The organism is Planctomycetota bacterium (genome assembly GCA_039182125.1).
Lineage (GTDB): Bacteria > Planctomycetota > Phycisphaerae > Tepidisphaerales > Tepidisphaeraceae > JBCDCH01.
In genome coordinates this window covers 18,114-31,747 of sequence record JBCDCH010000048.1, presented here as the reverse complement: position 1 = coordinate 31,747, position 13,634 = coordinate 18,114, and the positions used below count along the sequence as shown (strand labels likewise).

Genomic DNA, 13,634 nt, shown 5'->3' with positions numbered 1-13,634 from the left:
GGGCGTTGTGGGGCCGCCGGCGGTTTATGCGGGCTCCCCCGGCCCCCCACCCCCAGGGTCGGGCCTCGTGATGGACGCCGACGACGTGTCGGTCGATCCGCGCACGATCGTTGCTTGGTCGCGTGGGCTGGTCGTTTTCTGGGCGTTGCTCCTCTCGCTCGTTGCGTGGCTCATTGGCATTTACCAGGACAAGTTCGAACTGCCGATCCTCGTGGTCGCTTTGGGCTTGGCGAGCATGGTGCAGGGCGGGCTGTTCGCGGCGTTTCTGCTGGCGTGGCTGCCGTTGAACATCAACGGCCGCGGGCTCGTATGGGCCGCGCCGCTGTCGTTGCTGTGCGTGGCGTCGCTGCGATTTCAGGAGCCGTGGGCCAACGTGACGATGTGGGTCGCGTCGGGCATCCTGCTGGCGACTTGGATCGGGACGAGCTTCACCGATCCGTGGCGACGGAACGTTCGGCTGCTCAAGACGCCGATCCTGGTCGCGGGCTGTGCGGTGCTCATGCTCATCAGCTACTTCGGCAACTTCGCCGGCGAAGCGCTCGCGTGGCCGTGGTGGGCACTCGTCGGCGGCATCGTGGCGTTCGTGTGGGGATACCTGCTTGCGGATAAGCGCATCGAGGAAGCGCGTGGGTTCCCGGTGGAACCGATCGCTCCTTGATTCGTAGCCGGGCTCATTCATTCGCGGAAGTCGGTCGGATCTTCACCGGCGTCCAAGACAGCATCGGTTGTTGGCAGCAGTGATAGATCGCCGTCCGCCGGCTTACAGTACTTTTCGCACAACACGTCAAGCCGACGGTTCGCTTCACGCAATCGCTCGATCGGCAAACTCGCGAGTGCGTCGATCGCGCGGTGCTGAAGTTCTTCCTGGTGACAAACCAACAACAGATCGACGCCGGCCATCGCTGCGGTGGTGATGGTGTTCTCGAAATCGAACCGGCCGAAGAGCGCTTCCATCTCAAAGTCATCGCTGATGATGGCACCGTCAAACCCGAGGTCGTTTCGCAGTAGGTCCAGCACGGGCTTGCTCATGGTGCCGGGCTTGTCGTCGAGCGCTGCGAAAACGATGTGGGCCGTCATCATCGAAGCGACCTCGTCGGCAACGGCGGCGAAGGGGACAAGCTCGACTTCACGCAGACGCGACAGGTCATGCGACAAGTAGGGTAAATCGTGGTGCGAGTCTTGTGCCGTGTCGCCGTGACCGGGGAAGTGCTTACCACAGGCGGCGACGTGTCGTTGCATCCCGCGGACCAGCGCGAGACCGAGTTCCGCGACGTGTTGCGGATCGCGGCCGAGGCTGCGGTCGGCGATGACGGGATTGGCCGGGTTCGTGTCGACGTCGAGGACTGGGGCGAAGTTCAGATCGAACCCCACCGCCCGACATTCCCGGCCGAGCGTTTCGCCGACTTCCTCGGCGTGCTGGACGTCACGAATCTCCCTCATTGCCGGCACCTGCGTGAAGCCACGCTTGAGCCGGCGCACTCGGCCGCCTTCCTGATCGACACACGTCAGCAAAGGACGATCGCCGGCGTGCTCCTTCAGTGCCGCGTTGAGCCGCAGCACCTGCTCGGGGGACTGCACGTTTCCCTCGAAGAGCACAACGCCGCCGACGCCACGATCGATGAGCCGGCGGATCCAGTCGCTGGGCTCGTGCCCCTCGAAGCCGACGCAAAGCATCCGGGCGGCGAGACGCTGTTGTTCGTTCATGAGACTTTCTGGACCCCGTGTACGTCGAGGTGGTAGACGCCGATGATCCGGCCGGATTCGTCGTGCTCGACCTCGACGCGTAGGGTGCCGATGACTTCGATGAAATCGCCCTGGCCGTACAGCCGGACTTCCATGTCGTCTGGAACATCGGCCTGCACGAAGTGTTGAATCTGCGGCTCGCCGACGAAGCAGCAATCGACGATGGAGTACACCAACTCGAAGTCGGGCACCGGCCCGCGGATCTGGTCCGGTGCCCACATCTGCCCGATCAAAATCACCGTCTGCCCGTCCAGTTCGCGGAAGCGCTGGGGGACGTCGTCGACGGTGCCGGCTTGCTGGTCGAACGGGAAGGTCGACATCTCCTTGAGCGAGACCTTGAACCCGGTGTCTGTTTGGCGAATCCCGCCGGTGCGCGTCGCGTCATAGGCGACGTAGCCGAGCAGCCCAATCGGCAGGATCAACAGTGCGGCGAACAGAACGATGCGGGAAGTCATGGCGTCTGACAGTCTAGCACATCACTCGCTCGAAAGGTGATCGGCAACGGGTGTGCGATAGGCGGCGAGTGCGGGGACGATGCCGGCGATCGCGGCAAGCGCGACGACGCCCAGCACGAAGCCAATCTCGCCGCCCGAGACGGTCCATGCGTCGATGCCCCTGCCGAACGCGCTCGTGATCGCGACGTCTGCCGTTGCAGCAAGGCTTTTCCCGAGCACCAGCCCGATCGACGCGCCGATCAGACCGATCAACGTCGCTTCGACGCAGAGAATCGCCAGCACCTTGCCACGCGTCGCCCCCAAGGCTCGAAGGATCGCGACCTCACGCCGGCGGGCAACGACGCTGTTGTAGATCGAAACGAGGATCGAGATGCCGGCGACGAGCACGACAAGCACCGACACACCGAAGAGCACCCAACCGGGCGCGGTGAGGATTTCGTCGAAGAGCCGTTTCATCTCCACGCCGGGGAATGCGGCGGTGGCGAGTTCGCCATTGTTGGTTCGCCAAGCGATGCGAAGCGCGTCGGTGCCGGAAGCCGAGACAAAGGCGGCGTTGACCTTCCACACCGACTCTGGCACGAGCAGTTCGAAGGTGCCATCGCTGCGCGGGTGGTAGGTCGCCGGGTGGTCGTGTCCTTCATGGCCGGCGGAGTGTACCCCGTGGTCATGCGTGCCGTGATCATGGCCCGCATGGTCGTGGTCTTGATCGGCTTGGTCGTCGTTTGAGCCATCGCCGATCATGCGCGCCTGCTCGGCCAGAGCTTTGCCGTGATCGGGGACGGCGAAGAAGCTCTTGAGCGAGATGTAGATTTTGCGGTCGAAGACGGTACCGGTTTCGGACGCGATGCCGACAACGGTCCAGGTTTCGTCGTGGGCGTGGGCCTCGGGATTCTCACCGCCGCCGTGGGTGGGCTGGAAGGTGTCGCCGATGGCCATGGGCACGTCGCTACCGATGACGGCTTCGAACTTCTCGGGATGAAACGAGCTGCCCTCGGCGACAAACATCGGCTTGCCGGCGACCGGTTCGAAGCCGAAGAAAAAGTCCGGCTCGGCCGCGATGACCCGTCGGCCCTGGAAGGTGTCGCCATATGCGATGGGCGTGACCATCTGCGCCAGGCCGTCCTCACGCAGTCGACGCACCGCTTCCCAGCGCATGGTGCTCGTGGGATTGCCGAGGCCGAACGCGTTGTTGAGCACGATCGAGAGCGGGTCACCCTTGGGGCCGACCACCACGGTGTAGCCGAAGTCGGCTTGGCCGAAAAGCTTGTCGCCCTCGCGCTGCAGGATGAGCACCCCGATCGCAAGCGCAACGCCGAGCACGACGCTCAGGATGGTGAGCGTCGTCGAGAGCGTGCGTTGGCGCATTTGTTTAAGAACGAGCTGGAGCAGGTTCATGCCGCCGTCTTTCGGTTGAGCGTCGCGAGATCAATCGTTCGGGGCAGCTTGGCGGCGAGGTCGTGGTCGTGGGTCACCAGCAGCAATGTCGCGCCGGCGTCGTCGCAAAGCTTGCGAATGAGCGCGAGCACGGCCGACGCGTTGCCCGGATCGAGCGCGCCGGTCGGCTCGTCGGCGAGCACGACCTTCGGGCGATTGGCCAGGGCCCGCGCGACGGCGACGCGCTGGCGTTGGCCGACCGAAAGCTGGCCCGGCTTGTACCGCATTCGGTCGCCGAGACCGACCCGCTCAAGCAGCGACGTCGCCCAGCCCCGGTCAGCCGACTTGCCGGTGAAGCTCATGCCGAGCAAGACGTTTTCCAGCGCGGTGAAAGCGGGCAGCAGGTGGTGTGTCTGGAACACGTACCCGAGATTCGCGCCACGATGGCGATCGCGTTCGGCTTCGCCGAGGCTCGCAAGATCGGCACCAGCGAGGGTGACGCTGCCGCTGTCGGCCGGAACGATGCCGGCGAGGATATGCAGGAGTGTCGTCTTGCCGGTGCCGCTGCCGCCGATGAGCGCGACCTGCTCGCCATCGGCGAGCGTCAACTCCGGCACGTCGAGGACGCTGACACTGCCGCCGCCCGGCTGCGGATAGGACTTGCGGAGGTTTCGGACATCCACGGACATGCGTTCAACGATAGCAACCATGTCAAGCGCACCGCATGTCCACCGCATTGGAGATCCGAGCGATCCCAGGCTCGATCCTTGGCGTGACGTGTTCGGCGGGGCGGACGGGCGGACGGTGCATGTTGACAAGGGTTTGCGACAGCGCGGTTACTTCGTCGCCGAGGGCGACACGGTCGTGCGGCGTCTGCTGCAGAGCGATTTCGACGTGCGTGCGGTGTTGGCGAAGCCGAAGAAGGTCGAAGCGTTGAGCGACGTCTTACGCGGGGAAGTGTTCGAAGCGTCGCAAGCCAACATGCGGGTCATCACCGGCTACGACTTTCATCGCGGCGCGCTGGCGGTGGGGCGGGCAACATTGCAGCCGGTCCCGGCGACGCTCGGCGGTTGGGTTGTCGCGCTTTCAGGGATCAACGACCCGGAGAATCTCGGCGCATTGATCCGCATCGCGGCGGCGTTCGGATGCACCGCCGTCGTGCTTGACGGCGGGTGCCACGACCCGTTCTACCGCCGGGTGATCCGTGTGAGCATGGGGCACATCTTCCGCATGCCAGTTTACGAGGTGGCAGACTTACCGGCGTGGATCGCGGCGCAGACGTCGCCGACGTTCGCCGCCGATTTGCACGCTGACGCGGTCGAACTGCGGACGGTTGAGCCGACGGAAGCCGGCGTGATCGTCCTCGGCAGCGAGTTCGCCGGGGTCCCCGAGGGCGTCGCCGCGGCGTGTGACTACCACGTGATGATCCCCATGGCCGGTGGCGTTGATTCGCTCAACGTCAGTATCGCCGGCGCGGTGTTCTTGCATTGGCTCAGGGGTTCGGCCGCGTAGCGTGTAATGCGGCTCCCCCGTGGGTGCGGGTTAGTAGAAGAACACCTTCACGCGTCCGCCGGTGACGGATTCGTCGAGGCTGGTGACGGCGACGGTGCCGGCGGTGTTGCGGTCGATGTGAATCTCGCGTCCGCCTGTGGCGAGCGGGTCGGCGTAGTCCCAGGTGCCGCCGGCGTTCTGCGTGACTCGCTTCAAGAGGTTGTTCTTGGAGTCGAAGTAGAAGATGTCCGGGCGGTTGTTGACGACCTGCAGGCTCGAGTACAGGCCGACTTTTTTGCTGGAGCCGACGCCGTCGAGCTGGACGGCGTTCCATGTGCCGAAGCCGTTGGAGATCGGCGGCTTGGTGCGGGCGGCGTACTTCAGCGAGGTGTCGGGTACGCTGGAGTAGTATGACACGACCGGCTGCCATTTGTCGCCAAGCACGGCGTTGTCGAAGCCGCTGCCGCTGTCGACGAAGTCAAGCGAGAGGTAGCCGCCGGCGATCGTGAGGTCATCGTCGATGACTTCGGTTCGGAAGGAACCACCGTAGAAGTAGCCCCATTTGTAAGTGCCGTTGCGGGTGTCCTCGTAGCCGATGACGTAGCGCGAGTTGAGGTCGGTGCGGTTGGGGTCGAGTCGGATTTGGCTGAATCGGCCGGTGTCCTTATCACTGCCGGCACCGTCCATCGTTTCGATGTCCCACAGCTCATCACCCTGCTGGGCGGCGACGCGGAGCTCGCCCTTGGTGTTGTGGTAGTAGCCAATGAGTGCCGCGTTGGAGCTGCGTGTAAACGTCAGCGACGGGTACAGCCCGACCGACTGCTTGCTGTCGACCGTTTGCACTTGGAACGAGTCGGTGAACGGCGACATGTATGCGTACTTCAGGTCACCGGCATTGCCGTCGAAGTAAGCGACGGCGGGGCGGTCGAGGTTGTCGAGTTCGAGGTCCGGGTATTGGCCGGCGAAGTCGGAGGAGCCGTCGATAGTGACCGGGCTGGACCAGTCGCCGGTGATCGGGTCGCGGACGGTGTACTTGAGGCCGGTCGAGCCGGTGTCGCCGCCGCGGTCGAGGAAGACCTTGTGGAGCCGGCCGTCGGGGCCGAAGACGATGTCGTTGTGGCCGCCGTTGATGTTGGCGTCGGCATCGGGGGTGTACAGGTCCGGGGGGGTGAAGGTGATGTCCTGATCGAAAACGCCGTCGCGTCGGAGGCGGAGTTGGAACGGGTTGTTCGCGTTCGGCCCGGCACCGACGGCCTCGATCGTCACATCCGGCGTCGCCTGAGCGTCGTACACCTGCACCAACGTCACAAACACGGCCTCGGAACCACTTTGGCGGATGCTGTACTTCCGAGCGTCGGCTGTGAAGTCCGGTTCATTGATGTCAGTGACGAAGACGCCGGAGTTGGTTTCGTGTGTTTGACCGGTCATGTCCATTGACCAGATGCGGACGTTCTTCCCCCCATCGGTCCAACGGCTCTTCGCTTGCTGCCCGCCACCATCGCTGGACCATGCGGTCAGTCGAGCGTCGCCGGAGCCGCTGCCGGGCATCGTGTAGTTGACCTCAAAGTCGTTAGTGCTGGTGGATTGGGCGTAGTCGACGATGATGAACGTGCCGTCCTTGTCGTACCAGACGGTCCGCCCGACCGTTGGGCTGCCAACCAGGTGGGCGTATGCCTGATGTGATGCACTCACCTGTACGAACCCGGGCTGGTCGGTGAACTCGTACACGCCGAGGTTGCCGTCGGATTGGGACTTCTCATACGCGCCGTGGTTGGTGCCGTCGACGACGATGGTGTTGTGCCGGGCGGTGGAGATGGCGTGAGCGCGGGTGTCGTATTCCGGGTCGGCGGTGTCGGTGATGTACTTGAACGGACCCGGATCGGCGATGAGCGCACGATCCTCGCCGAAGATCTCGAGGTTGAGCAGGTCGTAGTGCCCATGGACGCCGCCCTTGGGGCCGGCGTCGAAGACGGTCTGCACTTCCTCGGCGGCGTCGCGGAAGATGTAGTTGCCGCTGTCGGGCAGAGAGGTGACCTGCCCGCGATCGCCGAAGACGCCAGACGCCGGCAGGGAGGTAAAGTCCCCGACCGCGGTCGGCCCGAAGAGCCAGACGTCGCGCAACCGCGGCTTGGCGAGCGGGATGTCGCTGAAATTGGTCAGCGTGTCGCCGTTCTCCAGACCCGACGGGTTGGTGCCGAACTGGGCCCGCTTGACCGTGATCGTGTTGCCGCTGACGTCGGTCACGAGCATCGCTTCGTTGAAGCCCTGTTCCTGAACGATATCGCCGGCGTTGTACTCGGACGCGTCGGCGACGACGAAGGTGGTGGTCGTGGTGCCGTTGCCGCTGTCGACGCTGGTGATGGTGGTGGTCGAGACGTCGGTGTTGCCGAAAGCGAGGGCGCTACGCAGGAAGATGTTGACCGAGGAGGTGCGGTAGGTGTCGCCGAGTGCCGGACGCTTGCCGTCGGGGGTGAGGAACTGGACGTAGGTGTCGGCAGCGTTTTCGAGCTTGGTCAGGCGACCACCGGCCCACTCGGCCGCGTCGCCGTTGGCCACGTCCAGCAGGTAGGAGTCAATCAGGTCTTCCACCACACCTGCGGCATAGCCGGGCGATTGCTCGACGTGCGAGCCGTCGTCGTAAAGCTGGGCGTCCATCGAGGCGAAGAGCAACTGGCGGCCGACGTCTTTCCAATCGCTCGCACCCGCGAACTCCGGGAACGCCTGGCCCAGGTGCTGCAGCGTCTTGGCCAGTGTCAGGTCGCGGTTGGAGTCGACCTCGCCGGAGTCGAGCGCCGCCTGGGCATTGGTCAAGAGAAACTCACCCGCCTCGTTGAGCTTCACGAGCATCAGCGTGTTCGCGTCGCCTTCCCAGCCCGCGTCGCCCAACGCGGTGAAGTACGCCCACTGCCAATACTCCGTGCGGATCGATGTGTCGAGCAGCCAGCCCTGCTGATCGATTTCGCTCCAGAAGCTGGGCGTGTCGGCCGACGTGTACTGCTGGCTCCACGACGCAAGCTGGTACTCGAGATCGTTGAGATACTTCGGATCGCCATCGAGCCGGGCAGCCGTGGCGAGCTCGGGCCACCAGTTGTGCCGGTTGAGCGTGTGGAGGAAGTCGGGGTGGGTCGCGCCGCTGGTGGAGTTCCAGTCGATCGCGTTGGACTTGTTGACGGTGTAGTCCGCGACGTTTTCGATCTCGGGGAACATCCGATCGTCGACGACGTCGTCGGCGTTACCGACGTCGCCGGTGTAGCTGATGCCGTTGGCCGGGTTGGTCGCGAAAGCGGCGTACGTCGCGATGTCGGTCGAGTCGAAGAACCAGTTGCTCAGCGGCTGGCTCTCGGAATAGGCCAGCAATGTCGCGTCGAAGCCGGCGAGGTCGTTGCTGTCGAGCTCGGCCTGCAGCGCGTTACGCGTCGTGGCGTTCATGACCGTCAGGTCATTGAGAAGCGCTTGCCGGATCGGCTTGTCGAGCACGTCGAAAGCCTCGGGCGTCGACGGCGTCGCCGAGAGCAGTCGGCGTGACTCGAGTTGGGTCAGTTCGAACACGGGCACGGCTGATACATCGGATTTGCGCATGGTGTTTGGGACCGGCAGGCACGCCGGGGCGGCCAAACATTCGGTACGACGGCGAGGACTGACAAGTTTGGAGGGATTATGAGACCGAACTGTCGCCACCACCAGCGTTGACGTCACTATCGGACGTCACGGTAGAGGTGCATGAGGGCATCAACGTGGCGGTCAAACGAAAGGCTGTCGCGTGCGGCAAGGCAGCGAGCGCGCCAGCCGGCGCGATCCGCGATGACTTCTCGCAGCGCTTCGCGCCAAGCGATCGGGTTGTCCTCACGAACAACCCTCCCGGTCGCGCCATCGACGACCATCTCGGTTGCCCCGGCCGTGTGGTAGAGCACGACGGGATTGCCCATCGCGATCGACTCGAGCACGACCAGGCCGAACGGTTCATCGAGCGTCGGCAGAATCAACGCGTCCGCCGCGGCGTGGGCTGGAAGCGCGTCGGGCAGCGCTCCAACGAAGTGCACCTGACCAAAGTGTCGTTCGTAGCCGGTCGGGCTGTCACGGCCGACCACGAGCAGGTGATGTTTGCCGAGCCGAAGCGCGTCGATCGCCACATCCAACCGCTTCCGTCGGAAGTTCTGGCTGATGAAGAGCACGAGCGGCGCGCCCGCTGGGATGCCGTAGTCGGTGCGGAACTTCTCGCGCACGGCGGGTCGATTGGTCGGGTCGAAGTGATCAAGGTCGACGCCGTGGTGAATGACATGCAGCCGATGGTCGATTGTCGGGTATGCCTGCTTCGCATCGGCTGCTTGGCGTCGAGACAGGCACGCGATGAGCGGTCGGCCGGTGATTAGCTTTGCCTCGGTCTGACGCACGACGCGACGCTTGAGGTTGAGGCGATTGGCGAAGCGACGCAGCGGACCACCGCAGTCGTAGAGCGTGGGGACAAAGCCGCTGTGCGGCGTGTAGACATCGGCATGCGCAACCGGCTGCATCGCATGAACGACCGAATCGGGCACCGTTGCTTTGGCGAACTGTTCGTACTGCAACGCACGTACATCGACACTGCAGACGCGAGCCGTCATCCGCTCGCCCGGCCAATCGTGAGCAAACCGTGTTGCTAGCGTTGTCACCTTTTCGCCTCGTGCGATCAGCGCTTCTGCCAGGTCGTGCGTGTACCGCTCCATGCCGCCGCGGCGTTTGTCGGCGGTGAAGATTTGCAGGGCGATGTGCATCAGTCGGTTGCGTCGTGGATCGACACGCGGCGTTCGGGCTGTTTGCGACGCAGGTTCAGGTCGTGTTTCGCGATGCGGTCGCACTTGCGCTTGACCGCGCCGAGTAGGTCGGGTCGGCCGTAACGCCGGAGCCAATCGTCGAGCGCGCCTTCGCCGATACCTGCTTCGAGACAACCGTAGCGGAATTGAGCGAGGTCCTTCACCAGCCAACGCTTCGCGAACCACCTCGGCAACGGCTTTACACGGGCGGGATCAATCAGGGCCAGTTGGATGAGTCCGTTTTCGTCGAGCCGGCCGAGGAAATGGCACAGGTACATGTCGCGATGGTGCAGTGACTGATGCAGCTTCGCGGCCAGTGCTGCGGTCGGCCCGGCGATCTGTTCCCACTGCAGCTGCCCGTCGATCAGCCTTTGATCGAGTTGCACGAAACCTTCGAGGTCTGCCGTCACGATCAGCCCGCGCCCGGTCTCGTCCGAGGCATGCGCGACCAGCGGGGTCGTCGCGATGCCGGCGTCGTGTAGATGCCTGATCCCCGTCACTTCCGCGTTGGCCGCCTCGGCACCGCCGGGCTTGAACATCCGCTTCACGTGCAGCTTGCCGAGCGCGGTTTCGAGCACGCAGTTCTCACGTTCCCGAATGCTCCGCCAGGCGACGACCGCGTCGTGCGTGAAAAAGTCGTCGATCTCCCGCAGCCCCATGGCCGCGAGGGTCGTGGCGTAGGCGGGATCGGTGAACTCAACCATGGAGCACCTTCGCATCGAGCAATCGACCCGCGGCTGTCATGACCATCGCCGGCGTGAGGCGGGTCATACAGCGGTGATCGAGCGGGCAGGCCTTGCGCTGGCACGGGCCGCAGTAGACGGGGACGGACAGTTGCCGTTCGCCGGCGACGTTGATCTCGGTCCAGCGCGGGTCCGTCGGGCCGAAGAGCGTGACCATGGGTGTGCCGAGCGCGCCGGCGATGTGGCGCGGGCCGGTATCACCGGTGATCATCAGGGCGGCATGTTTTGTGACGTGCTTGAGCGCGCCGAGCGTCATGCCGGCCGCGATCAGGTCGGCCGGCTTGCTCTTACACACGGCAAGGATGTCGGCGACGATCGGCTTCTCTTTCGGCGCGCCGGTAATGCCGACGGCCAACCCTTGGTCCGCGAGCTTGTCGGCGACCTCGGCAAAGTACTTCGGTGGCCAACACTTCGCACTGCCGTAGTTCGCGCCAGGATTGAGCAACATATATCCGTCCGGTGGCAGTCCGCCGCGTTCGAGCACCGCCGCACCGTCGGCCGCGTCGTCGTCGGTGACGAACAGCTCCATGCGCTCGCTGGTCTTTCCACTGCCGAGGTAGTGGGCGATGCCGAGGTAGGTCGGGATCATCGGCCGCGGCACGAACCGCCCATTCTGTTTGTACGGGAGCAGCTTGTCGGTGAGCAGAAACCCGCGTCCGTCGCGGTCGTAGCCGATGATGCGAGGAATACCGGCCGTCTTGACGAGGAGCGCGGTGCGGAAGCTATTGGGCAGCAGGATGGCGGCGTCGAAGCGTCCCTTGGCGAGACGGGCGGCGAGCCTGGGCAGGCCGATCTTGCGATGCGTGAGCAGGCGGTCCGCCCATGGCATGCCGGTGTAGATCGGCTTAAGGTGCCGACGCATCAGGTAGGCGATGTGGGCCTCGGGAAACCGTTGCCGCAGGGCCCGCAGCGTCGGCGTCGCCATCACGCAGTCGCCGACCCAACTCGGCTGCACCACGAGAATGCGCTTCGGTTCATCCACGGCGTTACGGTAGCACCGATCATGGCATTCACCATTTCCCAAAACGACGGCCGAGACATCGGGTGGGGCATCCTCGGCTGCGGCGACGTGTGCGAGGTCAAGGGCGGGCCCAATGCGCTAAACCAGCCCGGCTCGCGGGTGGTCCATGTCATGCGGCGGACGGCGGGCAGGGCCGAGGACTTTGCCAGACGGCATGACGTGCCAAGGTGGTCGGATTCGGTCGATGCGGTGTTGGATGATCCGGCGGTGGACGCGGTGCACATCGCGACGCCGCCGGGGTCGCACTGTGAACTGGCGTTGCGGTGCGCGGCGGCGGGTAAGCCGTTGTTGGTGGAGAAGCCGATGGCGCGCAGCGCCGCTGAGTGCAAGCGGATGTGTGCGGCGTTCGAGGCGGCGGGTTTACCGTTGTGGGTGGCGTACTACCGGCGGTGCCTGCCGCGGTGGGTGCGGGTGAAGCAGCTCATCGACGACGGCGAGCTCGGCACGCTCACGCACGTCGACTACCGCATGACCCGCCGGCACCGGCCGCAGCGCCAGACCGAGTGGCGGATGCAGGCAGAGCAGTCCGGTGGCGGCTTGATCCTTGACCTCGGCAGCCACCTGCTCGACCTGCTCGATCACTTGCTTGGCCCGTTGGATAATGTCGCCGGGGACGCACGCAACCACTCCGACAACGCCGTCGAGGACAGCGTGTGCATGAGTTTTTTGGCACGGGACTGCCTGGGCACCGCGACATGGAACTTCGCCGGCAGCGTGATGGAGGACGTTCTTACGCTGACCGGGACGCAGGGGCGCATCACCGTCAGTTGCTTCGGCACCGAGCCGTTCTCGTTACAGCACGGTGACAAGGCCCGGCTCATCGCGGAGCCTACGCCGAGCGCCGTCCAGCGACCGTTGACGACGACGATCGTCCACGATCTGCGCACCGGCGAGCAAACCTGTCCGAGCACCGGCCGCAGTGCCCTGCGGACCAACGCGGTGATCGACGCGGTGTTGGACAGGTTCTACGCTGGGCGGAGCGATTCTTTCTGGGAGCGGCTCAACCGCGTTGCTGAGCAACGCAGCTAGGCGCGTTGTCGTACGTGTAGCTGCGTTGCTTCGCGACGCGGTTCGTATCGTGTCGCGATGCGCTGGAACCTCGACGAGATCGCGGACGACATGATCGAGGTGCTGCGCGGTGCCGAGGAGGACCTGCGGCTCGAGCAAGCGGTGTACGGCTTGGACAGTCTCGACGAGCTCGAGTTGCACAAGGTGCTTGCCGCGGGGCTGTCGAAAAAGCACGAGGTCGCGCGGGAAGTGCATTACCCGTCGAGCGTCGGCAAGAAGCAGCCGAGCCGGCAGCGGTGCGATCTGGTGCTGACCGAGCAAGGTCATCCGCTGCGGCTGGACACGAAGCCGCCGACGCTCTTCGACCCGCCGGGCATGCACGGTCCCGGCGACGGCCTGTGGCTGGAGGTGAAAGTCGCGGCCCAGTTCGCCGAGGGCGGCCGACCCCATCGCGGGTACGGTGCCCAGTGGCGGCAGGGCGTGACCGGGGACTTGCAAAAAATGGAGTCCGAGCCGGCACTGTGTGAAGCCGCGTTGGTGTTGGTCGTCTTCACCGCGACGTCGGACGTTCTCGAAGCCGACTTGCAGTTGTTCGAAGACCACCTTGCCAAGACCGAGGTGCTTGCCGGCTTCCGACAAGTGCGTAGTTGCGACATTCTCGAACGCAACGGCCATCGCATGGCCACGGTCGCGCTATGGCCGACGCTGCAGCGCTCGGGGTAGATGTAGGTCAAAGGTGGCACGACTTTCGCAGCGATCGGGTTGCCGCGATCGGCCGGTGTCGTGGTCTGCATCGTGACCGGCGACCCACTGCTAAAGAACCACCATGATCTACCTCGGCATCGTTCTGCTCATTATCGCCATTGTCGCCTACGCGCTCGGTGCGAAAGGGATTGCGGGAATGACAGCTAGCGTCGGCAAACTTCTGCTGATCATTGGCGTTCTGCTAGCCATCGTCGCGATCGTCTTCGGCTCCATCGGGTGACGCGGGGCTGTCATCGCGGTCGAC

At 64.6% G+C, this 13,634-nt stretch carries 13 protein-coding genes; 5 read left to right on the top strand and 8 right to left on the bottom strand.

Going from position 1 to position 13,634, the window contains the following annotated elements:
- Positions 1-658: hypothetical protein (locus tag AAGD32_12790; protein ID MEM8875120.1), on the top strand; the 658-nt coding region annotated here is incomplete at its 5' end.
- Positions 659-675: 17 nt separating this feature from the next.
- On the opposite strand, the gene nagZ is transcribed toward AAGD32_12790, so the two are convergent.
- Genes nagZ through AAGD32_12770 form a run of 4 tightly spaced genes read right to left on the bottom strand, consistent with a single transcriptional unit; the run spans position 676 to position 4,261 of the window.
- Positions 676-1,704, bottom strand: coding sequence for a beta-N-acetylhexosaminidase (nagZ, locus tag AAGD32_12785; protein ID MEM8875119.1), 1,029 nt, complete (start codon positions 1,702-1,704; stop codon positions 676-678).
- Positions 1,701-2,198 carry a hypothetical protein gene (locus AAGD32_12780; GenBank protein MEM8875118.1) on the bottom strand — a complete coding sequence of 166 codons (498 nt, stop codon included), beginning with the start codon at positions 2,196-2,198 and terminating at the stop codon, positions 1,701-1,703. The genes nagZ and AAGD32_12780 overlap by 4 nt, the downstream gene beginning before the upstream one ends.
- Before the next feature lie 21 nt (positions 2,199-2,219).
- Positions 2,220-3,593: an FtsX-like permease family protein gene (locus AAGD32_12775; GenBank protein MEM8875117.1), complete on the bottom strand. Its 1,374-nt coding sequence runs from the start codon at positions 3,591-3,593 to the stop codon at positions 2,220-2,222.
- On the bottom strand, positions 3,590-4,261 hold the full coding sequence (locus tag AAGD32_12770) for an ABC transporter ATP-binding protein (GenBank protein MEM8875116.1): 672 nt from the start codon (positions 4,259-4,261) through the stop codon (positions 3,590-3,592). The genes AAGD32_12775 and AAGD32_12770 overlap by 4 nt, the downstream gene beginning before the upstream one ends.
- A gap of 19 nt (positions 4,262-4,280) precedes the next feature.
- Here AAGD32_12770 and AAGD32_12765 point away from each other — a divergent pair, with 19 nt between their 5' ends.
- Positions 4,281-5,084, top strand: coding sequence for an RNA methyltransferase (locus AAGD32_12765; protein MEM8875115.1), 804 nt, complete (start codon positions 4,281-4,283; stop codon positions 5,082-5,084).
- Positions 5,085-5,114: 30 nt separating this feature from the next.
- On the opposite strand, the gene AAGD32_12760 is transcribed toward AAGD32_12765, so the two are convergent.
- The 4 genes from AAGD32_12760 to waaF all read right to left on the bottom strand — a co-directional run bounded on the left by AAGD32_12760 (position 5,115) and on the right by waaF (position 11,578).
- On the bottom strand, positions 5,115-8,618 hold the full coding sequence (locus AAGD32_12760) for a heparinase II/III family protein (GenBank protein ID MEM8875114.1): 3,504 nt from the start codon (positions 8,616-8,618) through the stop codon (positions 5,115-5,117).
- A 140-nt stretch (positions 8,619-8,758) separates the two neighbouring features.
- Complete coding sequence (locus tag AAGD32_12755; protein ID MEM8875113.1) at positions 8,759-9,814, bottom strand: glycosyltransferase family 4 protein; 1,056 nt, start codon at positions 9,812-9,814, stop codon at positions 8,759-8,761.
- Entirely contained in the window at positions 9,814-10,557 is a 744-nt protein-coding gene (locus AAGD32_12750; GenBank protein ID MEM8875112.1) for a lipopolysaccharide kinase InaA family protein, read from the bottom strand. The genes AAGD32_12755 and AAGD32_12750 overlap by 1 nt, the downstream gene beginning before the upstream one ends.
- Complete coding sequence (waaF, locus tag AAGD32_12745) at positions 10,550-11,578, bottom strand: lipopolysaccharide heptosyltransferase II (protein ID MEM8875111.1); 1,029 nt, start codon at positions 11,576-11,578, stop codon at positions 10,550-10,552. Before waaF ends, AAGD32_12750 begins: the two co-directional genes overlap by 8 nt.
- A gap of 21 nt (positions 11,579-11,599) precedes the next feature.
- On the opposite strand from waaF, the gene AAGD32_12740 reads away from it, so the two are divergent.
- The 3 genes from AAGD32_12740 to AAGD32_12730 all read left to right on the top strand — a co-directional run bounded on the left by AAGD32_12740 (position 11,600) and on the right by AAGD32_12730 (position 13,610).
- Positions 11,600-12,646 (top strand): Gfo/Idh/MocA family oxidoreductase, encoded by a 1,047-nt coding sequence (locus AAGD32_12740; protein MEM8875110.1) that lies wholly within the window; start codon positions 11,600-11,602, stop codon positions 12,644-12,646.
- Positions 12,647-12,703: 57 nt separating this feature from the next.
- Positions 12,704-13,348, top strand: a complete 645-nt coding sequence (locus AAGD32_12735; GenBank protein MEM8875109.1) for a hypothetical protein — start codon at positions 12,704-12,706, stop codon at positions 13,346-13,348.
- 103 nt (positions 13,349-13,451) lie between these two features.
- Positions 13,452-13,610 (top strand): DUF1328 family protein, encoded by a 159-nt coding sequence (locus AAGD32_12730; GenBank protein ID MEM8875108.1) that lies wholly within the window; start codon positions 13,452-13,454, stop codon positions 13,608-13,610.
- The last annotated feature ends 24 nt before the right edge of the window (positions 13,611-13,634 follow it).